Origin of the sequence: Halorussus marinus, from assembly GCF_004521895.1 — an archaeon.
GTDB lineage: Archaea > Halobacteriota > Halobacteria > Halobacteriales > Haladaptataceae > Halorussus > Halorussus marinus.
Genome location: NZ_SBIR01000003.1, coordinates 149,287 through 172,291, shown reverse-complemented (window position 1 = coordinate 172,291; position 23,005 = coordinate 149,287). Strand labels below are relative to the sequence as shown.

Annotated in this window: 25 protein-coding genes; 15 read left to right on the top strand and 10 right to left on the bottom strand. The window is 69.5% G+C overall.

All coding sequences use genetic code 11. The features are described 5' to 3' along the window. Positions 1 to 124: 124 nt before the first annotated feature. The 3 genes from EPL04_RS05025 to EPL04_RS05015 all read right to left on the bottom strand — a co-directional run bounded on the left by EPL04_RS05025 (position 125) and on the right by EPL04_RS05015 (position 2,705). Entirely contained in the window at positions 125 to 1,000 is an 876-nt protein-coding gene (locus EPL04_RS05025; RefSeq protein WP_134670011.1) for a DNA replication complex subunit Gins51, read from the bottom strand. Further along, a complete protein-coding gene (priS, locus tag EPL04_RS05020; RefSeq protein ID WP_134670009.1) occupies positions 997 to 2,154 on the bottom strand; it encodes a DNA primase small subunit PriS in 1,158 nt (385 codons plus the stop codon). The genes EPL04_RS05025 and priS overlap by 4 nt, the downstream gene beginning before the upstream one ends. Positions 2,155 to 2,216: 62 nt before the next feature. Next, on the bottom strand, positions 2,217 to 2,705 hold the full coding sequence (locus EPL04_RS05015; protein ID WP_134670007.1) for a GNAT family N-acetyltransferase: 489 nt from the start codon (positions 2,703 to 2,705) through the stop codon (positions 2,217 to 2,219). Between the two features lie 109 nt (positions 2,706 to 2,814). On the opposite strand from EPL04_RS05015, the gene EPL04_RS05010 reads away from it, so the two are divergent. Both EPL04_RS05010 and EPL04_RS05005 read left to right on the top strand, forming a co-directional pair. After that, positions 2,815 to 3,225, top strand: a complete 411-nt coding sequence (locus tag EPL04_RS05010) for an archease (protein WP_134670005.1) — start codon at positions 2,815 to 2,817, stop codon at positions 3,223 to 3,225. Between the two features lie 136 nt (positions 3,226 to 3,361). Then, entirely contained in the window at positions 3,362 to 4,864 is a 1,503-nt protein-coding gene (locus tag EPL04_RS05005; RefSeq protein WP_134670004.1) for an RtcB family protein, read from the top strand. Between the two features lie 4 nt (positions 4,865 to 4,868). Here the strand turns inward: EPL04_RS05005 and EPL04_RS05000 are convergent, their stop codons facing one another. Both EPL04_RS05000 and EPL04_RS04995 read right to left on the bottom strand, forming a co-directional pair. Beyond that, entirely contained in the window at positions 4,869 to 5,180 is a 312-nt protein-coding gene (locus EPL04_RS05000; protein ID WP_134670002.1) for a HalOD1 output domain-containing protein, read from the bottom strand. Between the two features lie 87 nt (positions 5,181 to 5,267). Then, complete coding sequence (locus tag EPL04_RS04995; RefSeq protein ID WP_244605556.1) at positions 5,268 to 5,606, bottom strand: hypothetical protein; 339 nt, start codon at positions 5,604 to 5,606, stop codon at positions 5,268 to 5,270. A 110-nt stretch (positions 5,607 to 5,716) separates the two neighbouring features. Between EPL04_RS04995 and EPL04_RS04990 the strand changes: the two genes are divergently transcribed. Continuing rightward, a complete protein-coding gene (locus EPL04_RS04990) occupies positions 5,717 to 6,565 on the top strand; it encodes a translation initiation factor eIF-2B (protein WP_134670000.1) in 849 nt (282 codons plus the stop codon). A 1-nt stretch (position 6,566) separates the two neighbouring features. Here EPL04_RS04990 and EPL04_RS04985 read toward each other — a convergent pair whose 3' ends face one another. Together EPL04_RS04985 and EPL04_RS04980 are read right to left on the bottom strand one after the other, a co-directional pair. Next, complete coding sequence (locus EPL04_RS04985; protein WP_134669999.1) at positions 6,567 to 7,721, bottom strand: Gfo/Idh/MocA family protein; 1,155 nt, start codon at positions 7,719 to 7,721, stop codon at positions 6,567 to 6,569. A 52-nt stretch (positions 7,722 to 7,773) separates the two neighbouring features. Then, on the bottom strand, positions 7,774 to 8,004 hold the full coding sequence (locus tag EPL04_RS04980; RefSeq protein ID WP_134669996.1) for a glycerol ABC transporter substrate-binding protein: 231 nt from the start codon (positions 8,002 to 8,004) through the stop codon (positions 7,774 to 7,776). Positions 8,005 to 8,135: 131 nt separating this feature from the next. Here EPL04_RS04980 and EPL04_RS04975 point away from each other — a divergent pair, with 131 nt between their 5' ends. The 6 genes from EPL04_RS04975 (at position 8,136) to EPL04_RS04945 (ending at position 16,235) form a co-directional block, all read left to right on the top strand. Further along, on the top strand, positions 8,136 to 9,311 hold the full coding sequence (locus EPL04_RS04975) for a M24 family metallopeptidase (protein ID WP_134669994.1): 1,176 nt from the start codon (positions 8,136 to 8,138) through the stop codon (positions 9,309 to 9,311). A gap of 75 nt (positions 9,312 to 9,386) precedes the next feature. Continuing rightward, on the top strand, positions 9,387 to 12,053 hold the full coding sequence (locus EPL04_RS04970; RefSeq protein ID WP_134669992.1) for a hybrid sensor histidine kinase/response regulator: 2,667 nt from the start codon (positions 9,387 to 9,389) through the stop codon (positions 12,051 to 12,053). A 473-nt stretch (positions 12,054 to 12,526) separates the two neighbouring features. Further along, on the top strand, positions 12,527 to 13,318 hold the full coding sequence (locus EPL04_RS04960; RefSeq protein WP_134670309.1) for an aldo/keto reductase: 792 nt from the start codon (positions 12,527 to 12,529) through the stop codon (positions 13,316 to 13,318). A gap of 156 nt (positions 13,319 to 13,474) precedes the next feature. Beyond that, entirely contained in the window at positions 13,475 to 14,032 is a 558-nt protein-coding gene (locus EPL04_RS04955) for a GNAT family N-acetyltransferase (protein ID WP_134669991.1), read from the top strand. Positions 14,033 to 14,073: 41 nt separating this feature from the next. After that, positions 14,074 to 14,823 (top strand): prephenate dehydrogenase/arogenate dehydrogenase family protein, encoded by a 750-nt coding sequence (locus EPL04_RS04950; RefSeq protein WP_134669989.1) that lies wholly within the window; start codon positions 14,074 to 14,076, stop codon positions 14,821 to 14,823. After that, positions 14,820 to 16,235, top strand: coding sequence for a small ribosomal subunit Rsm22 family protein (locus EPL04_RS04945; protein ID WP_134669988.1), 1,416 nt, complete (start codon positions 14,820 to 14,822; stop codon positions 16,233 to 16,235). The genes EPL04_RS04950 and EPL04_RS04945 overlap by 4 nt, the downstream gene beginning before the upstream one ends. On the opposite strand, the gene EPL04_RS04940 is transcribed toward EPL04_RS04945, so the two are convergent. Together EPL04_RS04940 and EPL04_RS04935 are read right to left on the bottom strand one after the other, a co-directional pair. Then, a complete protein-coding gene (locus EPL04_RS04940; protein ID WP_134669986.1) occupies positions 16,232 to 16,822 on the bottom strand; it encodes a DUF7504 family protein in 591 nt (196 codons plus the stop codon). The two genes, EPL04_RS04945 and EPL04_RS04940, sit on opposite strands and share 4 nt — an antisense overlap. After that, positions 16,819 to 17,235, bottom strand: a complete 417-nt coding sequence (locus EPL04_RS04935) for a hypothetical protein (RefSeq protein WP_134669984.1) — start codon at positions 17,233 to 17,235, stop codon at positions 16,819 to 16,821. The genes EPL04_RS04940 and EPL04_RS04935 overlap by 4 nt, the downstream gene beginning before the upstream one ends. Before the next feature lie 113 nt (positions 17,236 to 17,348). On the opposite strand from EPL04_RS04935, the gene EPL04_RS04930 reads away from it, so the two are divergent. From EPL04_RS04930 to EPL04_RS04915, 4 genes are all read left to right on the top strand, one after another. Beyond that, positions 17,349 to 18,635 (top strand): carboxylate--amine ligase, encoded by a 1,287-nt coding sequence (locus EPL04_RS04930; RefSeq protein ID WP_134669983.1) that lies wholly within the window; start codon positions 17,349 to 17,351, stop codon positions 18,633 to 18,635. A 110-nt stretch (positions 18,636 to 18,745) separates the two neighbouring features. Beyond that, the gene (locus EPL04_RS04925; RefSeq protein ID WP_134669981.1) at positions 18,746 to 19,444 is read left to right on the top strand and encodes a MinD/ParA family ATP-binding protein; all 699 of its coding nucleotides are present in this window, start codon (positions 18,746 to 18,748) and stop codon (positions 19,442 to 19,444) included. Between the two features lie 25 nt (positions 19,445 to 19,469). Next, the gene (locus EPL04_RS04920; protein WP_134669980.1) at positions 19,470 to 20,096 is read left to right on the top strand and encodes an RAD55 family ATPase; all 627 of its coding nucleotides are present in this window, start codon (positions 19,470 to 19,472) and stop codon (positions 20,094 to 20,096) included. 70 nt (positions 20,097 to 20,166) lie between these two features. Further along, positions 20,167 to 20,913: an HFX_2341 family transcriptional regulator domain-containing protein gene (locus EPL04_RS04915; RefSeq protein WP_134669978.1), complete on the top strand. Its 747-nt coding sequence runs from the start codon at positions 20,167 to 20,169 to the stop codon at positions 20,911 to 20,913. Positions 20,914 to 21,378: 465 nt separating this feature from the next. Here EPL04_RS04915 and EPL04_RS04910 read toward each other — a convergent pair whose 3' ends face one another. Further along, the gene (locus tag EPL04_RS04910; protein ID WP_134669976.1) at positions 21,379 to 22,308 is read right to left on the bottom strand and encodes an FKBP-type peptidyl-prolyl cis-trans isomerase; all 930 of its coding nucleotides are present in this window, start codon (positions 22,306 to 22,308) and stop codon (positions 21,379 to 21,381) included. 195 nt (positions 22,309 to 22,503) lie between these two features. Here EPL04_RS04910 and EPL04_RS04905 point away from each other — a divergent pair, with 195 nt between their 5' ends. Continuing rightward, entirely contained in the window at positions 22,504 to 22,683 is a 180-nt protein-coding gene (locus EPL04_RS04905; RefSeq protein ID WP_134669975.1) for an HVO_2753 family zinc finger protein, read from the top strand. A gap of 2 nt (positions 22,684 to 22,685) precedes the next feature. Then, the gene (locus EPL04_RS04900) at positions 22,686 to 22,952 is read left to right on the top strand and encodes an elongation factor 1-beta (protein ID WP_134669973.1); all 267 of its coding nucleotides are present in this window, start codon (positions 22,686 to 22,688) and stop codon (positions 22,950 to 22,952) included. Positions 22,953 to 23,005 lie beyond the last annotated feature (53 nt).

The window sequence follows — 23,005 nt, the reverse complement described above, 5'->3', positions numbered from 1 at the left end:
AACGATCGGATAGGACGTATGGGTGCTAGATCGTCTGAGTTGCACGATAGACGCCGAGCGACGCGAGGCGTTTCCATCGACGTTTTTGGCGGGGTTCGAGCGAGCGTGGCGAGCGAGGACCCCGCTAAAAAACGTCGGTGAGTCGCTCTGCCGCGCCGCGCTCGACCAGCGGCCCCGCGTTTTCCTCGGGCAGGGTCACCACGTCCTCGCTGGCGAGCTCGTAGGTGCGCTCGTCGACGCCGAAGATCTCGCCCACGTCGCGGGTGATGCGGACGGTGGTGCGGTCGTCGAGCCCCTCGGTGGGGTCCGTGGAGTCGTCGGGGTCGCTGTCGGCCTCCTGTCGGTCGTCGAGCGCGTCCACCTCCGGGCCGTCGGGCGCGCCCGCGACCGCGGCCGCCTCGTCGGGGGCCGGTCGCGGGTCGTCACCGTCGGAGTCGTCGGTCGGCGCCGCGCTCGGCGGCTCGTCGTCGACCGGCGAGCCCCCGCCCATCAGGTCCGCGGCGCTCACGTCCGTTTCGGTGTCGGCGTCGTCGGGCTCGGCGGGGTCGCTGTGAGGGGTCGAGTCGGTGACCGGCGAGGCGTCGGCGTCCGCCGAGGCCCGTGCGGCGTCGCTCTCGCCCGCGAGGATGTCGAGCACCTCGGCCTTGTTGGCCTCGATCTCCTCGACCAGCGACGTGAACAGCTCTTGCTCCTCGGCGGTCAGCCCCTCCTCGTCGGCGGGCATCCCCGCGGCGGCGAGGCTCGCGCGCTTGACTACCTTCCCGACCCGGCGCTCGTAGACCGCTTCGACGACGTCCTCGGCGGTGTGGATCTCGTCGGTGAGGCGGTTGACCTCCGGGTCGTCGAACTGGCTCTCGGCGCGCTCGGCGGCCCGCTCGCGTTCGGCCTTGAGGTCGGCGATGTACTCGCCGACCTCGGCGTAGAACGACTCGCGCAGGTGCTGGAGGCTGTCTTTCGAACGCTCTTTGTTCTGTACCGTGCGGAGTTCGTCCAGATTCATTCTCGACCCTTCTCGGCCCGGCCGCGCGCCATCAGGAACACGGCCACGTATTCGGGGACCGATACCTCTCCCGCCGGGAGCCTAAAGCTTTCGCCGTCGAGTTCGACCGTACCGGGGTCGGTGACCTCGACGGTCACGTCGTGGCCCACGAACGTCTCCGGGATGGGATCGACCAGCGGGTCGAACGCCTCGACCTCCTCGCGGGGGATGGGCGTCACTTCGAACCCGGTCCCGCCGTGGAGGCTCCCCGGCAGTCGGATCAGCCGCCGGACGTCGGTCGTCACCGGCTCGTCGATCGCGGCCGACTCGTCGGCGACGACCTCGCCGGTCATCACCTTCGCGAGCTGACGGATGCCGGGGCCGCCCCGCTCGATGTTGCCGCTCGCCAGCTTCTCGTAGTCCTCAGAGACCGCCCCGAGGATGGTCTTCGCCCGGCCCTCGCCGATCCGGTCGAACTCCCGGAGCCGGTCGAGCGCCGCCTCCTCGTCCATCGCGAGCAGGTCGTCGGCGAGGCCGAGCAGTCGCCGGTGGACCCGCCGGCCCCACCCGCCGTCGGTCTTGAGGACCCTCCGGGTCGCGGTGCCGCCCATCTCCGTGCGCTGGATCGCGTCGAGGTCGACGCCCTCGCCCCGGACGTAGTCGACGATCTCCCGGCGCCGATCGCGGTCGAGGTCGCGGACGCCCTCGTCGCGGACGTGGGCGTGGTATCCCCGACCGCCCGAGAAGACGACCGTGACGTCTTCGAAGCCGAGGTCGGCTTCCAGCAGGTCCAGCAGAGCCAGTAGCTCGTCCTTTCCGGCCGCGAGCATCTCGCCGTAGCCGTCCCGCTGGGGGTCGACCCCCGGGAGGTGGTCGGCGTCGATGTCGAACACGAGGTCCGACCCGCGCCACCCCTTGTCGTCCATCTCGTCGGCGCCCGGGTCGTCGTAGCGCCCGGCCGAGAAGTAGACGTGGCGCGGGCGCTCACGCCGGAGGAAGTCCGAGAGCTCCCCGAGCTCCAGCAGCGACTGGTGGCGGACCATCGTGGTCGGCCCGGTGGTCCACGGGATGTACCCCCACTCGCGGGCCTGCGGGGCGGGCGGCACCGACACCTCGGCGCGGCGGTAGTGGTCGCGAAACCGGCCTCGGAGGTACGCTCGGGTGCGCTCTTCCATCGGCTACGAGTGAGGCAAGCCGACGATTAAAGGCTTGTTCTTTCGGGGCCGAGGCCCGGCGGTCAGCCCCGCACGAACTCCGAGAGCTTCTCGGTCAGCCCGCCGCTCCGGCCGAGTTTCAGGTAGTAGGCGTCGCCGCCGTCCTCGTAGTAGTTGTCGATGCGGCGCTCGACCTCGAACCCCAGATGCTCGTAGAACCCGAGCGCGTTCTGGTTCGACGCGCGGGCGTGGCAGGTGACCGTGTCGTGGTTCTCGGCGACCCGACCGACCAGTCGCTTGCCGACGCCTTCGCCTCTGGACTCGGGTGCGACCGCCAGAAAGAGGATGTAACCGTCCCGCCGGACCGCCGCGAACCCCATCAGGCGCTCGTCGTCGCCCTCCCGAGAGACCACCAGATGGACCGTCGAGCGCCGGTAGGCGTCCACGAAGAACCCCCGGCGCTGTTTGAGCACGTCTTCGCCGTCCCGGATGCGCTCTTTGAGCTGCCACGCCTCCTCGACGTAGCTCTCGTCGCCGGGACGGGCGATTTCGATATCGACGTTGACGCTCACTAGCTCCGGGTATGTTCGTGGTCAATATAATTCCACCGCCCGCGACCGACCCGGACGCGGCCGAGACGAATGGCGAACGACTTTGCCCGCCCGGTCCGTCGCTCGGGGTATGAGCTACCGACTCCGCGATCACACCGCGGACGTGGCGGTCGAGGCGACCGGCGAGTCGCTCGGGGCGGTCTTCGCCGCCGCCGGCGACGGCCTCGCGGCCGCGATGTGTGAGGCGCCGCCCGCGACCGGCGACCGGTTCGAGCTGTCGGTCCGCGCCGAGTCCCGCGAGGCGCTCCTGTTCGACTACCTCGACGAACTCATCTACCAGCGCGACGTCCGGGCCGTCCTGCCCGTCGACAACGAGGTAACGGTCCGGGCGGCCGACGGGGAGTGGGTCGCCGACGCGAGCGCTCGCGGCGTCCCGCTCTCGGCGGTCTCGGCCCGCGAGGTCAAGGCCGTCACGTACTCGGAGATGGAACTGGCCGAGACCGACGGGGGCTGGCGCGCGTACGTCGTCTTCGACGTGTGAGCCGGCCGGTCCGCGCCGACGGGGGCCTCTGACCCCGACCGATATCGTCCGGTCGCTCGCGACCGGGTGGGCCCGACTCGTCGGCGCGCGAGACCGATGGCGAAACGTATTCCGGCCCGACGACTAACTGAGGAGTATGACCACCTACGACGCCGGCGACGTGACGCTCCACAAGGTTCGGGAGTTCGTCTGGGAGATCCCCGCGACGGGCGAGATGGGCGTTCCGGCCCGCGTGCTCGCCAGCGAGTCCCTGCTCGATGAGATCTCCGAGGACAAGACGCTCGAACAGCTCCGAAACGCCACCCACCTGCCGGGCGTGCGAAACCACGCCATCTGCATGCCCGACGGCCATCAGGGGTACGGCTTCCCGGTCGGCGGCGTGGCGGGCATCGACGCCGAGGAGGGGTGTATCTCGCCGGGCGCGATCGGCTACGACATCAACTGCGGCGTCCGGATGGTGCGGACCGACCTCACCTACGACGACCTGCGGGGCCGCGAGGAAGAACTCGTCGACGCCCTGTTCGCGAACGTCCCGTCCGGGCTCGGCGGCGGCGGCATCGTCGAGGGCGACATCGACACCGTCGAGGCGGTCCTCGACCGCGGGCTGGACTGGGCGCTCGAAGAGGGCTACGCCGTCCGCGAGGACCTCGCCCACTGCGAGGACGAGGGCGTCCGGTACGACAGCGATCCCGCGAAGGTACCCCAGAAGGCCAAAGACCGCGGGAAGAACCAGCTCGGCAGTCTCGGGTCGGGCAACCACTTCCTCGAAGTCCAGCGCGTGACCGACACCTATCTCGACGGGGTGGCCGACGCCTACGGCCTCGAAGAGGGTCAGATCGTGGTCCTGATCCACTGCGGGAGCCGGGGGCTCGGCCATCAGGTCTGTACCGAGTACCTCCGGGACATCGAGAAGGCCCACGCCGGCCTGCTGTCGCGGCTCCCCGACAAGGAACTGGCGGCCGCGCCCGCCGGGAGCCAGCTCGCCGAGGACTACTACGGCGCGATGTGCGCGGCGATCAACTTCGCGTGGGTGAACCGCCAGCTCATCACCCACCGGACCCGGCAGGTGTTCGAGAAGGTCTTTGACGCCGACTGGGAGACGCTGGGGATGGATCTGCTGTACGACGTGGCCCACAACATCGCCAAGAAGGAGACCCACACCGTCGAGATCGGGTCGGACGGCCGTCCGGCGTCGGGCGGCGACGCCACCGACACCGAGGAGCGGGAACTCTACGTCCACCGGAAGGGCGCGACTCGGGCGTTCCCCGCGGGCCACCCCGAGGTGCCGAAGGCCTACCGCGACGTGGGCCAGCCTATCATCATCCCCGGAAGCATGGGTGCGGGCAGTTACGTCCTCCGGGGCGGCGAGGAGTCGATGGACCGCACGTTCGGCTCGACCGCCCACGGCGCGGGCCGAACTATGAGCCGGACGCAGGCCAAACAGGACTACTGGGGCGGCGACGTACAGGACGACCTCGAACAGGAACACATCTACGTCAAGGCCCAGAGCGGCGCGACGGTCGCCGAGGAGGCGCCCGGTGTCTACAAGGACGTCGACGAAGTCGTCCGGGTGTCGGACGCGCTTGGCATCGGCGACAAGGTCGCACGGACCTTCCCGGTGTGTAACATCAAGGGGTGACCGGCTACTCGGAGACTTTCATGAACGTGGCGTGACCGTCCTGAAAGAGACAGATCCGGTAGCCCTCGTAGGTGAACGTCAGTTCGGCCTGCGCCTCGATGGGCGGCGGGTTCGAAAAGAGGTGTTCGACGAGGTGGTCGATGGTGTCGTACAGCGCCGAGATGTCGGTCGGTTCGCGCCCTTCGAGGTCGGCGATGATCTCTGCGACTTCGATCTCGGCGGCCTCCTCGGACGCCGGTCGTTCGCCCTCGAACAGCTCGCGGTGAACGATGGGGTCCTCGGCGTCCGGCGGCGACGTGCCTCCCTCTTCGGTCATAGCACGCGATTCACCGCGAACCACAATAACCGTTTCTCGGCGTGTCAATTGATTTAGCTCGCTCCGGGCGGCGACCCGCCGTCTCGGTCAGGGATCGAAGTCGAAGCGCTGGCCGCTCTCGGAGTCCGAGCCGTCGATCGACGGCGACGGCGGCCGGAACGCCGCGGCCCGGCGGGGGTCGAGTTCCTCGCCGTCCTCGAACTTGACGAAGCTCAGGTAGTACACCCCGCCACACCCCTCGCCGTTCGTCTCGGGACCGCCACAGACGATCTCGACGCCGTCCGCGTCCTCGAAGTCCTCGTACGCGCCGGCGTACTCCCAGCCCTCTAACGGTTCGGGCGTCACGCACTTGTCGGCGAGGTACGCGTCGCGTTCGAGGGCACAGAGGGCCCCGCATCGCGGACAGTAGTACCGGACATCTGGCATCGAGCGGACGTAGGGGCGGCGACTACTTAACGTGGCGGCCATCGCGGTCGGTCCGGGCCGTGACGAGCAGTCCCGGAAAGCCTATCCTCCCGAGGGGAGACGTACGAGATATGATAGACGAGACGGTCGAGGAGATCCGCGAGATGCAGACCCACAGCTCCTCCGTCGTCGCCGTGAAGGCCGCCCGCGCGCTCGAAGAGCTCTGTGATCGGGAGTTCGCGTCGGCCGAGGAGTTCGAGCGCGCGCTCGAACGCAACTCCTCGGCGCTCCGGCGTGCGAACCCCTCTCACGCCTCGCTGGTGACGACCCAGCGCGCCATCGTCTCGATGGTCGGCGACGGCGCCGAGTCGGTCGACGCCGCGAAGCGCCGGCTCCGGGACGCGATCGAGGACGTGGTCGAGCAGGTCGAGACCGCGAAGCGCCGGGCCGCCGGCAACGCCGTCGAGTACGTCGAGGACGGGATGACGATCCTGACCCACGACTACTCTTCGACCGTGCTGGAGTCGATCGAGCGCGCGGTCGCCGACGGCGCGTACCTCGACGTCTACGTCACCGAGGCCCGACCCCGGTATCTGGGTCGCAAGACTGCTCGCGTCCTCGGGGAGTACGACCGGGTCGACACCCATCTCGTCGTCGACGGGGCCTGTGGCCACTACCTGCCCGAGTGCGATCGGGTGTTTCTCGGGATGGACTGCATCGTCGACGACACCCTCTACAACCGGATCGGGACGTTCCCGCTGGTCGCGACCGCCGCCGAGGTCGACGTGCCGGTGACGGTCGTCGGGTCGTCGGCGAAGCTGGTCGGCGAGGGGTTCCGGTTCGAGAACGACTTCCGGTCGCCAAGCGAGGTCCTCTTAGAGCCCGCGGAGGGCTTCGACGTCGAGAACCCCGCCTACGACGCGACTCCGACCGACCTGCTCGATTCGGTCGTGACCGACGAGGGCGTCCGGGAGTTCTGACTCACCGACCGGCGTCGACGTCGACCCACTCGCCGCGCTCGTGGCTCTCCTCGATCGCGGCCAGCGTCCGCTGGACCGCGAGGCCGTCGGCGAAGTTCGGGCGGTACGCGTCGGCGGCCTCGTCGCTCCGCGAGGTCCCCGACGCCGCGCTCGCGACCGCCGAGAGGAACGCGTAGTTCTCGTGGACGAAGGTGTGTTCCCACCCCAGGACGTGGCCCGGCGGCCACCAGTGGTCGAGGTAGGGGTCCTCGGCGTCCGTTATCAGAATGGTTTCGTACCCCCGAGCCCCGTCGCGCAGGACTTCGAGTTCGTTCAGCCGTTCGAGCGAGAACCGCAGGCTCCCCTCCGAGCCGTGGACCTCGACGGTGTGGTCGTTCTTGTGGCCCTCGGCGACCCGCGAGGCCTCGAACGTCGCCATCGCGCCGCCGTCGAGTTCGGCCTGCGCGGAGTAGGCGTCGTCGACCGTGACCGATCGGGTCTCGTCGGGTCCGGCGTCCTCGTCCTCGACCGGACGCTCGTCGACGAACGTCCGGAGGTGGCCCGAGACGCGCTCGACGTCGCCGACCAGAAACCGCGCGAGATCGACGGTGTGGGCGCCCAGATCACCGAGCGCGCCGCTCCCCGCGAGCTCCTCGTCGTTGCGCCACGACCACGGCGCCTCGGGGTCGGCGAGCCAGTCCTGGAGGTATCGTCCCCGGAAGTGTCTGATCTCGCCGAGTTCGCCGTCTTCGATCAGGTTCTTCGCGTACCGGAGCGCCGGGACGAACCGGTAGTTGAACGCGGCGGCGGTCGGCACCTCCGCGTCGGCCGCGGCCGCCGCCATCCGCTCGGCGCCGTCGAGGTCGTTCGCGAGGGGTTTCTCGCAGAGCACCGGAGTGGCGGCCTCCAGCGCCGCGATAGAGGGCTCGGCGTGGACGTGGTTCGGCCCGAGGTTGTAGAAGGCATCGACCTCCCCGACCACCTCGCGCCAGTCGGTCGCGGTGCGCTCGAAGCCGAGCCGATCGGCGGCCGCCCGCAGGGCCGACTCGTCGCGGCCGATCAGGACGCCCCGCACGACGTCCGGGGCGTCCGGGAAGAACATCGGGAGCCGCGCCAGCGCGTTCGCGTGGGCCTTCCCCATGAACCGGTAGCCGAGAACTCCGACGGTGAGGGTCATGGCCCCGCGTACGCCGGCGGTCGGGTTAGTTGTTGGTGGCCGCCGCCGGTCGCTACTCGTCGGCCCGCGCTTCCATCGCGTCGGCGATCCGCTCGACGGCGACGACGAACCGCACCGCGAGTCCGAACGATCGCCACGCGAGGTACGCCCCGAACAGCCACGCGACGACGGTCACCCCGGCGAGCGGTCGCGCCGCGATGAGGAGGCTATAGAGCACTGCGACGAGGCCCACGACCGCCAGCGCGAGTTCGAGCGCCCGCCCGTCCCGATCTCTGTCTGACATGATCGGGGCGTCGTAAGGCGCCGAGGAGTAGCTTTCGATTCGAGGGATCGGCAACCACCGATCCCCGAGCCCGTGTCGGCGCCGGCGCCGAAACCCGTAGCGTTTTGACGCTCGCCCGACACGCGATTGGTATGGCACCCGACTTCTCGTCGCTCTCGGACGCGCTCGCGGACGCGGGCGCCGGCGGCTACCTGCTCGACGCCGACTCGGACGAGGCCGACCAGCTGTACCTCTCGGGGTTCGACGCTCCCGACCCGTTCGTCACGCTGTACACGCCCGAAGAGACCGCACTGCTCGTCTCGGGGCTTGAGTACGGCCGCGCGAGGACCGAGAGCCGGGCCGACGAGGTGGCTCGGCTCGCGGACTACGACTACCCGGCGCTCGTGGACGAGCACGGTCGAGCCGGGGCGAAACACCGCGCGGTCGCGGCTTTCCTCGCCGATCGCGGGGTCGAGTCGGTCGCGGCGCCCGAGCGGTTCCCGCTCGGCACCGCCGACGACCTCCGCGAAGTGGGGATCGAGGTGACGGTGCTCGACACCGACGTGGTGACCGAGATCCGCGCGACCAAGACCGACGCGGAGGTCGAGAACGTCCACGACGCCCAGCGAGCCAACGAGGCCGCGATGGCGGCCGCCGAGGAACTGCTGGCCTCGGCGACCGTCGAGGACGGCCTGCTGTACCGCGACGGCGAGGCGCTCACGAGCGAGCGCGTCAAAGAGGAGATCGAGGTCACGCTCCTGCGCCACGGCTGTGCGCTCGACGAGACCATCGTCGCGGGCGGGGCGGACGGCGCGGACCCCCACGACCGGGGGAGCGGACCGCTCGAAGCCGGCGAGCCGATCGTGATCGACATCTTCCCGCGGGACAAGGCGACCAAGTACCACGGCGACATGACCCGGACGTTCGTCGTCGGCGAGCCCAGCGAGGCGGTGTGGCGGCGCTTCGAGGACACCCGCGAGGCGTTCGAGGCCGCCCTCGACGCGCTCGAACCCGGCGCGACCGGCGCGGCGGTCCACGACGCGGTCTGTGACGTCTTCGAGGCGAAGGGCTACGACACTCTCCGGAGCGACCCGTCGGCCGAGACCGGATTCATCCACAGCACCGGCCACGGCATCGGGCTCGACGTCCACGAGGAGCCGCGGATCGGGCCCGAGGGCGGCGAACTCCGGCCGGGTCACGTCGTCACCATCGAGCCGGGACTGTACGACCCGGCCGTCGGCGGCGTCCGGATCGAGGACCTCGCGGTCGTGACCGAGGACGGCTACGAGAACCTGACCGACTACCCGATCCGTCTGCGACCCGAGTGAGCGACGGGCCGCGCGACGAGACCCGGGGACTTATCACGTTTCTGTCTAACGCATATTCAAAATCGAGTACCGACCATGCGTGACTCCGAAGACCCCGTCCGGGTGTTACACGTCGACGACGACGCCGATTTCGCCGCGCTCGTCGCGCGGTTTCTGGAGCGCGAAGACGAGTGTCTCTCCGTCGTCACCGAACCCGACGCCGCCGCCGGCCTCGATCGGCTCGGTGACACCGACGTCGACTGCATCGTCTCGGACTACGACATGCCGGGCCGGAACGGCATCGAGTTCCTCGAAGCCGTCCGCGAACGTGACCCGGACGTCCCGTTCGTGCTGTTCACGGGCAAGGGGAGCGAGGAGATCGCCTCCGAGGCCATCTCCGCGGGGGTGACCGACTACCTCCAGAAGGAGACCGGGACCGACCAGTACGCGATCCTCGCCAACCGGATCCGGAACGCCGTCGACCGCACCCGGGCCGAGCGCGAGCGCCGGCGTCACCTCGACGCCATCGAGACCGCCCGGGAGGGAATCAGCATCCTCGACGACGACGGGCGGTTCACCTACGTCAATCAGGCGTACGCCGACCTGTACGGCTACGAGCCCGACGAGCTGATCGGCGAGCACTGGGACCTGCTGTACGTCGAGGACGACGTTGACGCCGCCAGAGACGATATCCTCCCGGCGGTCGAAGCGGACGGCTACTGGCACGGCACCACGACAGGGCTCCGGGCCGACGGGACCACGTTCGTCGAGGACCACGCGCTCGCGGCGACCGCGAACGGGAAGCTCGTCTGTACCGTTCGGGACGTCACCGAGAACGCCCAGCGCAAGCGGGCGATCGAGAAGCTCCACTCGACCGCCCAGATCTTCATGACGGCCGAGACGGAGGCCGACGTGGGCGAGGTCGCGGTCGAGGCCGTCCGGGACATCCTCGATATGCGGGCGAACGCGGTCCACATCTACGACGAGGAGACGGGCCGGCTGATGCCGGTCGCGTGGTCGGAGACCGCGAACGAACTCACCGGCGGCGAGTCGATGCCGGCGCTCGACCCCGACGACAGCATCGCCGGAGAGGTCTTCGAGTCGGGCGAGCCCCGGGTCTACGACGACGTTTCGACCGCGCCCGGCCGCGCCGCCGACTCGACCCGGGTCAGAAGCGAGATCATCCTGCCGCTCGGCGACCGCGGCGTCCTGATAATCGGGACGTGCGAAGTCGGCGCGTTCGACGAGACCGACGTGTCGCTCGCTCGGATCGTCGCGGTCCACGCGACGACGGCGCTCGACAGCATCGAGCGCGCCCGCGAACTCCGCGAAGAGCGGGCCTTCATCGATCAGGCGCTCGACACGATCGACGACCTTTACTACGTCGTCGGGACCGACGGCGGAATGGAGCGGTGGAACGACACCTTCCGGTGTATCTCCGAGTACGACGACGAGACGATCGCGACCATGAACGTCGCCGAGTTCTTCCCACCCGACGAGCGCGACCGGATCCGCGAGGCGTTCGAGGAGGCGGTGGCGACCGGCGAGACGACCGTCGAGGCCGAGATCCGGACCGGCGACGGCGACCGCGTCCCCTACGAGTTCACCGGGTCGTTACTGACCGACGCCGACGGCGAGCCCGCCCGGGTGGTCGGGACCGGCCGGGACGTCTCGGCTCGCAAGGAGCGCGAGCGCCGGCTCAAGGAGAATCGCGCGTTCGCGACCGACCTCCTGACCTGCGAGACGCCCGAGGCGGTCTGCGACCGGACCGTCCGAGCGGCCGAGAGCCTCCTCGAATTCGACGCGGCGGCGGTCTACCTCGCCGAGGACAACGGCCTCTCGCAGGTCGCCGGGTCGGGAACCGTCGGTTCGGACGGCGTCGACGCCGCTCACGCGGGGGTCGAGGCGGCCCGGGAGGCCCACGGGACCGGCGAGTCGGTCCGCGCCGTCGCGGACGACTCCGAGTCGGCCGTCGGCTCGGCGCTCGCGGTTCCAGTCGACGGTCGGGGCGCGCTGGCGCTCGTCTCGGAACGCCCCGACGGCTTCGGGGCGACCGACCTCGAACTCGCCGAGCTACTGGTCAGCCAGACCGAAAAGGCGCTCGGGCGACTCGACCGCGAGCGCGAACTGCGCCGGAAGAACGACCGGCTCGACGAGTTCGCCAGCATCCTCAGCCACGACCTCCGAAACCCGCTCAACGTCGCTCAGGGGCGGCTGGCGATGGCCCGCGAGGAGTGCGACAGCGACCACCTCGACGAGGTCGAGGGCGCCCACGAGCGCATCGAGGAGCTGATCGGGGACCTGCTGGCGATCGCGCAGGCCGGCGAGTCCGCCGTCGAGATGGATGCGGTCGCGCTCGACGCCGCGGTCGAGGAGTGCTGGGGAAACGTCGCGACCCGGGACGCGACGGTCGTCGTCGAGGCCGAACGGTCGATCCGCGCCGACGAGAGTCACCTCGGGCAACTGCTCGAGAACCTCTTCAGGAACGCCGTGGAACACGGGGGTCAGGGAGTGACGATCACCGTCGGCGAACTCCCCGGCGACGCGGGCTTCTACGTCGAGGACGACGGTCGAGGCCTTCCCGGCGAGGAGTCCAGTCAGATCTTCGAGACCGGCTACTCGACCGCAGACGAGGGGACTGGCTTCGGGATGAGCATCGTCGAACAGGTCGCGAGCGCCCACGGGTGGCGGGTCAACGCCACGGAGGGCGACGACGGCGGCGCGCGGTTCGAGATCCTCGGCGTCGAGTTCGTCGCCGAGTAGGGGGGTCAAGGCCGGAACCGGCGGATTCGGCCCCGATCCGCCACAATCGGGAAGTACGCCCTCCTCGAACGGAGGGTATGTTCGGAGAAGAGACCCAGACCGGGGACCGAGAGGACGACGAATCTGACGACGGACGCGGCCTACTCGGCCGACTGCTCCCGTTCGGGGTGGCGTTTCTCGCGGGCTTTCTCGTCGGGCGGCGCCGAGACGGCGGCTCCGGGGAGCTTGCGCCCTCTGGGCCCGACGTCGAGGACGTGACTCGAGAGGCGAAAAACGCCGTCGGGGCCGGCGACGAGGAGAGCGAGGAAGGCGAGGAGGATGAGGAGAGCGAGGAAGGCGAGGAGGATGAGGAGAGCGAGGAAGGCGAGGAGGATGAGGAGAGCGAGGAAGGCGAGGAGACGATCGAGGCCGGTGCGGCGGCCGACGAGATCCCCGAGGAAGTCGAGGCCGTCGAGGCGCCGTCGACTCACGGGATGCCGATGTTCGGGCTCGGCACGTACGACATGGACGACTACGACGAGTGCGTCGAGAGCGTCCGGACCGCCCTCGAAACGGGGTATCGACACGTCGACACCGCGGAGGGCTACCACAACGAGGAGGCGGTGGGCGACGCCATCGCCGAGGCCGACGTCGATCGCGAGGAGCTGTTCGTGGCGACCAAGATCAGCCCCGAGAACCTCGACTACGATCAGGTGCTCACCAACGCCGAGGAGAGCCTCGATCGGCTCGGGCTCGACTACGTCGACCTGCTGTACGTCCACTGGCCGACCGGGGACTACGAGGCCACCGACACGCTCGACGCCTTCGCGGAGCTCCGCGAGGAGGGCCTGATCGAGGAGATCGGCGTGAGCAACTTCACCGTCGAACTGCTCGAGGAGGCGATCGAGGTCTCCGAGGAGCCCATCTTCGCGAACCAGGTCGAGATGCACCCCTTGCTCGCCCAGACCGAGCTTCAGCAGTTCTGCGCGCAGGACGACGCCGACGTGGAACTGGTCGCGTACTCGCCGATCGCGCGCGGGGCGGTCGACGACGTCGAGGTGCTTCAAGAGATCGCCGAGAAACACGAGGCGACCCCCGCGCAGGTCAGCCTCGCGTGGCTCCGCGAGAAGGGCGTGACCGCGATCCCGAAGGCGGCCGGCGAGGACCACATCCGGGAGAACTGGCTGAGCCTCGGCGTCGACCTCGACGACGACGATGTCGAGCGCATCGACGACATCGACCGCGAGGAACGCATCGTGGATCCGGACGCCGCGCCCTGGAACTAAGGGCGTATAAGGTATTTTATCATGAAAGATCATTATCTTTAAGCGGGGTCGCGTCCTCGTCCCGAGCGCAATGGGACGACGCCCACCCCGTCTCGCCCCGTACAGCCCGGATCGACCGGTCCAGAACCCGCTTCGGCTCCAGTCGGGCGGTGACCGATGAGCGCGAACGCCGACGTCGACGCCGGCGTCGACCCCGACGCGCCGGCCGACGCCGACGAGACCGACTCCCGGCAGTTCCGCAGGTCGCCGCCGCGGACGGTCACCGACGCGGCCGGCCGCACCGTCGAGTGCCGCGTAGCGACCGACGGCGACCGCGAGGCGCTGGCGGCGATGTACGACGCGTTCGGGATCGAAGGGCGGGCGCAGGGCATCCCGCCGGCCGACCCCGACCGCCGGCGCGAGTGGCTCGACACCATCTGTGACGGCATCGGCGTCGTCGCGACCCACGGCGGTCGGGCGGTCGGCCACGGCGTCCTGCTCGCCGGCGGGCCGGGCCACGAACTCGCGCTGTTCGTCCACCCCGACTACCGGTCGGCCGGGATCGGAACCGCGCTCCTCCGGGCGCTACTCGGCCGCGGCGAGGCGGCGGGCGTCGAGCGAGTCTGGCTGTCGGTCCGGCGCGGGAACCGGCCGGCGGTCAGCCTCTACCGCCGAGCCGAGTTCTCCGTGACCGAGTCCGGACTCGGCGAACTGGAGATGAGCCGCCCGCTGTAGGAGCGAACTGCTTTTGAGACCGCGGTCGCTATCGGCTACCGATGAACGTACTCGTGGTCGGCGCTGGCGAGATGGGTCGGTGGTTCGGCGAGACGGTGAAAGCCGACGTGGCGTTTGCCGACGCCGACCCCGCGGTCGCGACGGCGGCCGCCGAGGCGGTCGGCGGGCGCGCGGTCGAACTCTCGACCGACGAGCGCTTCGAAGCGGTCTGTCTGGCGGTCCCCATCTCGGCCGCCGAGTCGGCGATCACCGACCACGCCGACCGCGCCGCGTCGGCGATGCTCGACGTGACCGGCGCGATGGCCAGGCCGGTAGCCGCGATGGCCGACCACGCCCCCGACCGCGAACGGGTCAGCCTCCACCCGCTGTTCGGGGCGGCCAACGCCCCCGGGAACGTCGCCGTGGTCGCCGACGCGCCCGGACCCGCGACCGACGCGATCCTCGACGACCTGCGGGCGGCGGGCAACGACCTCGTGGAGACGACGGCCGCGGAGCACGACGAGGCGATGTCGACCGTCCAGTCGAGCGCCCACGCCGCGATCCTGTCGTTCGCGCTCGCGGCCGACGAGGTTCCGGAGGGGCTGACGACGCCCGTCTTCGAGGCGCTCGCGGACGTCGTCGGGCAGGTCGCGGGCAACGACCCCGACGTGTACGCCGAGATCCAATCGACGTTCGAGGGCGCGGACGACGTGGCCGACGCCGCCCGGCGGCTCGCGGACGCCGACGCCGAGGCGTTCGCCGACCTGTATCGCGAAGCGAGCGCGAACGCGACGCCGGAGGGCGACGAATGAACCCCCAACAGCGCGAGCGGATCCGCGAGAACGCCAAGTACCTCCGGAACGTCCGCCCGATCGACCCCGAGGAAGTCTCCGAGTACGTCGACGGCCAGCCCCACCCGGCGGTCGTCCGCCGGACGCTCAGCGAGGAGGCGTTCGATCTCGGCCTCGTCGAGCGCGAGGACGGCATGTTCGAGCCGGTGGGCGAGGACCCCGTCCGGCCGACGTTCCGCGGGGTCGAGGCGTTCCCGGAGTCGGCGGGACGCGACCTCGAAGACCTGCTGGTCGAGCGGTTCGGCCCCGACTGGCACCGCGGGGAGTCGGGCGACCGACTCCGGGAGTCGATCCGCCGGCTCAAAGACGAGTACTTCCGGAACGAGCCGGTCGAGTACGACGAGCACGCGGCGCTCGCGTACGCGATCTACCATCTCCCTGACAACTACGCGGTCGTCCAGTACGTCCTCGACGAGCTCGCCGAGACCGGCCTGCTCGGTCGACGACTCCGGATTCTGGACGTCGGGGCGGGCGTCGGCGGCCCCGCGCTCGGGGTTCGGGATTACCTGCCCGACGACGCGCTGGTCGAGTACCACGCGGTCGAGCCAAGCCCGGCGGCCGACGTTTTCGACCGCCTGCTTGCGGACGCGGGGCGGAACGTCCACCCGACCGTGTTCCGGGAGACCGCCGAGGCGTTCGACCCCGACGGCGACGGCGAGCCCTACGACCTGATCGTGTTCGCCAACGTGCTCAACGAACTCGGCGACCCCGAGGCGGTCGTCGATCGGTATCTCGACGCGCTCGCGGCCGACGGCGCGGTCCTCGCGATCGAGCCCGCCGACCGAGAGACCGCGATCGGACTCCGGACCGTCGAGCGCGCGGTCGCGGACGACGCCGACCGCGCCGCGGTGTACTCGCCGACCCTTCGGCTCTGGCCCGGCGAGCGTCCCACCGACCGCGGGTGGTCGTTCGACGTGAAGCCGGACCTCGACGTGCCGGCGTTCCAGCGCCGACTCGACGAGGCCGGGGGCGCGACCGGCGAGTTCGTCAACGTCGACGTCCAGTTCGCCTACTCGATCCTCCGGCCCGACGGGCGGCGCCGGATCGAGTTCGAGGCCAACTCCGACTGGTCGGCCAAGATGGCCGAGATGGAGCGCCACGTCACCGAGCGCATCGATCTGGTGGCGGTGAAGCTCAGCCGCTCGCTCGCCGAGGGCGACCGCAACCCCCTGTTCAAGATCGGGGACGGCAGTCAGTCGAGCGACCACTTCGCGGTGCTCACCAACGAGACCGCGCTGAACGCCGACCTCCGAACGGCCGACTACGGCGACCTGCTGTCGTTCGAACAGGTACTGGCGCTGTGGAACGACGACGAGGAGGCGTACAACCTCGTGGTCGACGAGGACACCGTCGTCGACCGAATCCCCGCTTAGTAGCGAGTCGTGACCGAGACGTCGCCGGCGTCGGTCGCCTCGACGACGGCGTCGAACGGCGACTTGAGCGTCGCGATCGTCTGCCTGTCGTGGGCGTGGGGGTTCATGTGGAAGTGTGCGAACCCGCCGGCGGCGTCGAACCGGCGAGTCACGACTCGGAGGAACCGGTACAGCGTCGAGCGATCGGCGTACTGCAGGAAGTCGGTGATCGAGTCGAAGCAGACGACCGTCTGGGCGTCCCGATCGGCCCAGTCCTCGATGACGTCGCTCACCGCCATTCCGACCCCCGTGAGGTCGGTCGGGCTCACCGTCCGCACCGACACGTTGTCGGGGTGGGGACGAGAGCGCCGAAGCGTCTCGTCGATCTGGATGATGGCGATCTCGTTGGGGTTTTCGTCGTAGTTCGTTCGGAACTCCCTGATCCAGCGGTCGGCCCGGCCGAACGTGAGTATCAGAACGTTCTCCTCGGCGAGGGTCCGGGTGGCCAGCAGATCGTGGTGGAGATCGCCGTCTTCGGGAGTCAGCGACGGCGCCAGCATGAGGACGTTGCTGGCGTTCGGGATCTCCTCGGAGACCGGCGCGGTCATCGCCGGTCTCCCAGCGCGTCGGCCAGCGCCTCGATGACCTCGTCGGCGTGGGTCTCGCCGTCGACCGAGACGTAGATCCCCTCCCGTTCGTCGACGTACCGGACGATGGTCTGGTCGGTGAGATACACCGCGAAGGCGGTGATGCTTCCGAGGGGCTCGTAGAGGTCCTCGTACATCTCGCGTTCGGCGAAATCGAGCTTATAGTTGAAGTGGAGGCGGTCGGCGAACTCACCCACCTCCTCGGGGTCCCCGTGCTTCTCGACGACGCGTTCGGCGATGAACACCGGGTTGTACGACTCGCCGTCGTACTCGACGAACGCGCGCAGGTCGCCGTCCGCCGCCGCTCGGACCGCCTCGAACCCCGCTCGTGCGTCGAAGTCCGTCAGTCCCGGATCGCCGATAATTTCGTCCATGGATTCGGGTTACGTTGCCGCGTTAAAAGTGTACCCGACAGCGAAACGTCACACGTAGCGGTGTCGCTTGCCGACTCGGCGGTCTTTTAGCCCGACAAGCGACAAGGGCGGGTATGGCAGACAGCTTCCGCTCGTTCGAGGGGCTCCGCGACGCGCTCGCGGACGCCAGCTTCGACCGCCCGCCCGCGATCGTCGCGAACGCCCACGTCACCGGGGTGAGCGTCGCGCGGGCGCTCAAGACCCGCGACGTGCCCGTGATCGCCGTCGACCGCAACGGGAAGGGGGTCGCGCCCTACTCCGACGCGGTCGACTTCGCGGGCCGAGTCACCTACCCGCTGGACGACGAGGACGGCTTCCGCGAGGACGTCGAGGCGCTCGCGGCCGAACTCGACCACGAGCCGGTCGCGTTCGGGTGCATGGACGAGTGGGTCCACGCCCTCTCCCGGAGCGACCCCGACGGCGTCGCGCTCCCGTTCGCCGACCGCGAGACGGTCAACGCGGTGCTCGACAAGGAGTCGCTGTACGGCGTCGCCGAGGACCTCGGGGTCCCGTACCCCGAGACCTACCGAGTCGCCGAGACCGACCCGGCCGAGACCGGCGGCGCGGCCGGGGCCGCCAGCACCCGCGAGAGCGTCCCGGCCGAGACGGCCGCCGACCGGCTCGGTTTCCCACTGGTGGTAAAGCCCGCCCTGAAACGCAAGTTCGAGGAGGCGGTCGGCACCAACGTCGTCGAGGTCGCCGACCGCGCGGAGTTTCTCGACGTGGTCGAGAACGCGGCCGACGCCGGCATCCGGGTGATGGCCCAGGAGAAGGTCCCCGCGGTGCGTGGCGAGGACTGCTCGCTGGCGTCCTACGTCCCCGAGTCGGGCGCTCCGGTGAGCGTCGTCGGCAACGCCCGGGTCCGGTACCCGCTGGGGTACGGCACCTCCTGCGTCGTCCAGCGCGCGGACGCCCCCGAGGTCGAGGAGAACGCGCTCGCCGTCCTAGAGGAGACGGGCTACTACGGCATCAGCGAGGCCGAATTCGTCTACGACGGCGACCGCGAGGAGTACGTTCTGCTCGACGTGAACACCCGGCCGTGGAAGTGGATCTCCCTGCCCGTGCAGGCGGGCGCGAACCTCCCGCTGGCGGCCTACGCCGACGAGGTAGGCGAGTCCTACGAACCCGACGAAATTCGGGACGCGACGTGGGCGTATCTCGCCGACTACCTTCGGCTCCTCGGGAGCGACGAGGGGTTCGCGGACGTGCTGGGCCGCGAGGAGTGGCTCGCGATCGCCTCCGGGGCGTTCGAGTCGCTCGAGGACCTCACGACCGGCGTCTACCGCCCGTCCGACCCGGGACCGGCCTACCAACTGCTCCAGACCGAGTTCGGCACCCAGCAGTACTACTGCGCCTGTTGAATCGCCGCGGGGTCGGGCGTCCGTCCGCCTCTCGGGGGGCGGCGGACGCGGCGACCGTCCCCGGAGCCGCCCCCGAACGTTCAAACCGGAAGCCGCGCCCACCTCCCGTCATGTTAGCCGTCGCCGGCGGTAAGGGCGGATGCGGGAAGACGACCACGACGCTGGGACTCGCGGGCGCGCTCGCCCGCCAGCGCGCGCCGGTGCTCGCGGTCGACGCCGACCGCGAGATGCCCGACCTCCACGCGATGGCCGAGGTGGCCCGCCGGCCCTGTCTCGACGCGGTGGCGGCGGGGTGGCCCGCCGGGCTGGTCGCGGGGGCCGCGAGCGCGCCCGGCGTGCCCGCTGGTGTGAGCGTGCTCCCGGCCGCCGAGACCGGGATCGAGACCCGGCCCGCCGACGCGCCGGGCGCGACCGAGCTCGCGCGGTTGCGAGGCGAATCCTCGACCGTTCTGGTCGACTCGCCGGCGGGCGCCGGCCCCGACGCGGTCGCGCCGCTTCGGGTCGTCGACGCCGCGCTCGTGGTGACGACGCCCGAGCCAGCCTGCCTGCGCGACGCCGCCAAAACCGCGGCGATGGCCCGGGAACTCGATACGCCGATCGCGGGCGCGGTCGTCTCCCGGGCCGGCGAGTCGGGGTCGGACGCCGTCGACCCCCGGGCGCCCCCGGGCGTCGAGGATCTGCTCGACTGCGAGGTGCTTGGCGTCGTTCCGACCGCGGACTGCCGACCCGACGCCGACCCGCTCGACGACGCGGGCGTCCGGGCGGCCCACGACCGGCTCGTGTCAGCGCTCCAGCCCAAATACTTATGATCTGTGCGCGTCGGGCTGAACGTACGTGTCACGCCGGCTCTCGACGGGCATCGACGTGCTGGACCGGAAGCTCGACGGCGGGCTCCCGGCCGGAAGCGTCGTCGCGTTCTCGGCGCCTCCGGCGAGTCAGGCCGAGCTCCTGCTCTACGAGTTCACGTCGTCTCGCCCGACCCTCTACCTCTCGACGGACCGCGACGAGGCGGCCGTGATCGAGACCCTGGAACGGACGCCCGGCCCGACCGGCTCGCCCGACGTGCGCCACGTCCCCGGCGACGCGCCGCTTGACCACTCCCAGCGGCTGTTCCGGCGGCTCTCGGAGGATTCGAATCTGGTCGTCGACCCCGTCGACCTGCTGGAGCGCCAGGAGACGAGCCGCTACCGCAACTTCCTCGCGGACCTCCGCAACCACCTCGCGAACACCCGGAGCGTCGCGATCCTCCACTGTCTCGACGGCCGGTCGGTGCCCGACGCCCGGGACGTGACCGAGCACGTCGCCGACGTGGTGTTCCAGCTCCACACCGAGTACTCGGGCGACACCGTCGAGACCCGGCTGGCGGTGCCGAAGTTCCGCGGCGGGCGCGCGCTGTCCGAGACGATCAAGCTGGAGCTCGCCGAGTCGGTTCGGATCGACACTAGCCGCGACATCGCGTGACCGGGGGTCGGGGCCGGACGAAACAGCGAGGCTTAAGCGTCGCGGCCGTCCCAACGAAGACGAATCCCGCATGAACACCATCGACGAGGTCCACGTCGCGCCGCTGGGCTACGAGGACGACCGGATCGTCGGTCCCGCCGAGAAGTACGACGTCGACGTCCTCTACCTCCTCGAACACGACGACCGGACCGACGCGCCGGAGTACCACGACGAGGTGCGCGAGCGACTCGCCGATCTGGGGGTCTCGGTCCGATCGCGGTCGGTCGACCTCTTCGACATATACGACGTGCTCGGCGTGGTGACGACGCTGGTGGCCGAACACGGCGGCGACATCGTCCGGGTCAACGTCTCGACGGGCTCGAAGCTCTCGGCGGTCGGGACCGCGATGGCGTGTATGTGCACCGACGCGACCGCCTACTACGTCCACCCGGAGGGCTACCCCTACGCCGACCGCGGGGAACGCCAGAGTTACGGCTACCGCGACGACGAGGCGTTGCCGTCCTATCCCATCGAGTCGCCCACCGCCGATCAGGTGGCGGTCATGGCGTTCCTCGACGAGGCGAACACCGAGGCGTACACCGCCAAGAAGAAAGACATCATCGAGCACGCCGAGGAGGCGGACCTGTCGTTCGTCGCCGAGAACGCCCCCGCCAACGACAAGGCGAAGTTCGCGCTCCTGAACGCGAACGTGATCGAACCGCTACTCGAGGACGGCTACATCGCGGTCGAGGAGGTCGGTCGTCGCAAGCAGGTGACGCTGACCGACACCGGCGCGAACGCGCTCCGGGCGTTCCGCCACGTTCTCACCCAGTCGTGAGCACCGCTGGCCGTTCGGTCGCGGGGCGAACGATAGTATAGATAGTATTGATACTATCCGATGTCAGTTCACCGTCGATATTATCGATAGTATGCGGATAGTATTGAACAGGTCCCGGGGTGACTGCATAGACGGAGGTCGGCTCGTCGGCCTCCCCGAATCGGCCCTCCACGCGGTTTCGGCCGTCCGCGACCCTCCCGCGGTGCCGTTCGCTCGCGACGGCCACCGTCGACCCGAGCGGTCCCCCTTTCGTTCGGCCCTCGCGCGGTCTCGCGCTGTCGGTTCGGTCTTCAGGCTGTCTTCGGTCGTTTGGCCTCCGGACGGTCGCCCTGACGGCCTTCGGTCCGCCGGGCGAGCCCCGTCGGTACCGACCGTCGAGCGCCGCGGCTCGCGAACATGCGTCCCAGAAAACGAGTCGTCGGTCGATTCGGCGTCTCTCGCCGGACGGCGAGACGGCGCGTCGGGTTACTCGTCGGCTTCTTCGAGCTCTTCGAGGATCTCGTCCTCGTCGACGTCGGCGTCGTCGAGGGCCTCTTCGAGGTCGGCCCCGCCCATGCCGCCGCCCATCATGCCGCCCATCGGGCCCATGGCGCCGCCCTCGATGGTCTCCTGAACGATAACCCGGTCGAGGTCGAGCTGGTCCATCACGTTCTGGGCGATCTGCTGTTTCTGGAACATCCACTGCTGGTTCATCGCCAGCTGGGGCGTGCTCTCGATGTACAGCGTCTCCTTCTCGACGGTCTCGGTTTCGGTCTCGGGCTCGGCGTCCTCGTCGTCGGGCTCGACGACCGTCTCCTCTTCGACCTCGTCGGTCTGGATCCACATCTCGAGGTCGGCGTCGAGGAACATCGAGATGAGTCCTTGGGCCTTCTCGACGCGGTCGTCGACCTCGCCGACGACCTCGTAGTCGTACTCGACGTCCTCGCCCGCGAGCGGGTGGTTGAAGTCGACGCGGGCGCGGCCGCCGATGATGGTCTCGACGTGGCCGTGCTGGCCGTCGACGTCGACGTGCGCGCCGGGGTAGCGCTCGTCTTCGGGGATCTTGTCCGCGCTCACGGTCTTGACCTGATCGGGGTCGTACTCGCCGAACGCCTCCTCGGCGGGGATGGTGACCTCGTCCGCGTCGCCGACCTCGCCGCCGATGACGGCCTCTTCGACGCTCTCGAAGATGTGGCCCTCACCAAGGACGATGACGCGCGGTTCGAACTCGCGACCCTCCTCGTCGTCGAGGCCCTCCTCCTCGGCGACCTCGGGGTCGGTCGTGTCCACGATGTTGCCGTCCTCGACGGTGCGCGCGGTGTAATCGAGGCGAACGAAGTCGCCGCTCTGGAGTCCCTCGGCGTCCGCGTCCTCGTTCGTCTCGTCGGCTACGTCAGTCTCTTCTTCTTCACTCATACCCGAAACGTCGCTCGTTCGCCCCTTAAGAATCACGTTTCGTGTTTCTCGGCAATACGGCCCCGAATCGGGGTCGAATCCGTAGCGGGCGGCGGGCTGGCGGCGAATCGGGGGCGTTCGACGCCTCGCGGGGCGACGCCGGACCCGGTGGGGCGTTTCGAAGCGATTAAAAGCCGTGAACGGGTACGAAGGGGTATGAGCCAGACCGAACAGAGGCAGGCGCGCCGGTGCGTCTCCTGCGGAATCAACATCTCCGGCACGAACGCCGCGTCGTTCAAGTGTCCGGACTGCGGCCAGCAGATCTACCGCTGTGCGAAGTGCCGCAAGCAGAGCAACCTCTACGAGTGTCCCGACTGCGGGTTCATGGGTCCGTAACTATGGGGAAGGTCGCCGCAAAAATCAAGGTCATGCCGCAGAGCCCAGAAATCGACCTCGACGAACTCCAGGACCGACTCGAAGAGTCGCTCCCGGAGGGCGCGAAGATCAACGGCTTCGAGCGCGACGACGTCGCGTTCGGGCTGGTCGCCTTGCTCCCGACCGTGATCGTCCCCGACGACACGGGCGGGACCGAAGCGGTCGAGGAGGGCTTCTCGACGGTCGAAGGCGTCGAGAGCGTCGAAGTCGAGAACGTCGGTCGGATATAAGCGGTCGGTCGCGGTTTCTCGCAGTTCGTCGACGACCCGAAGGATAACAATTA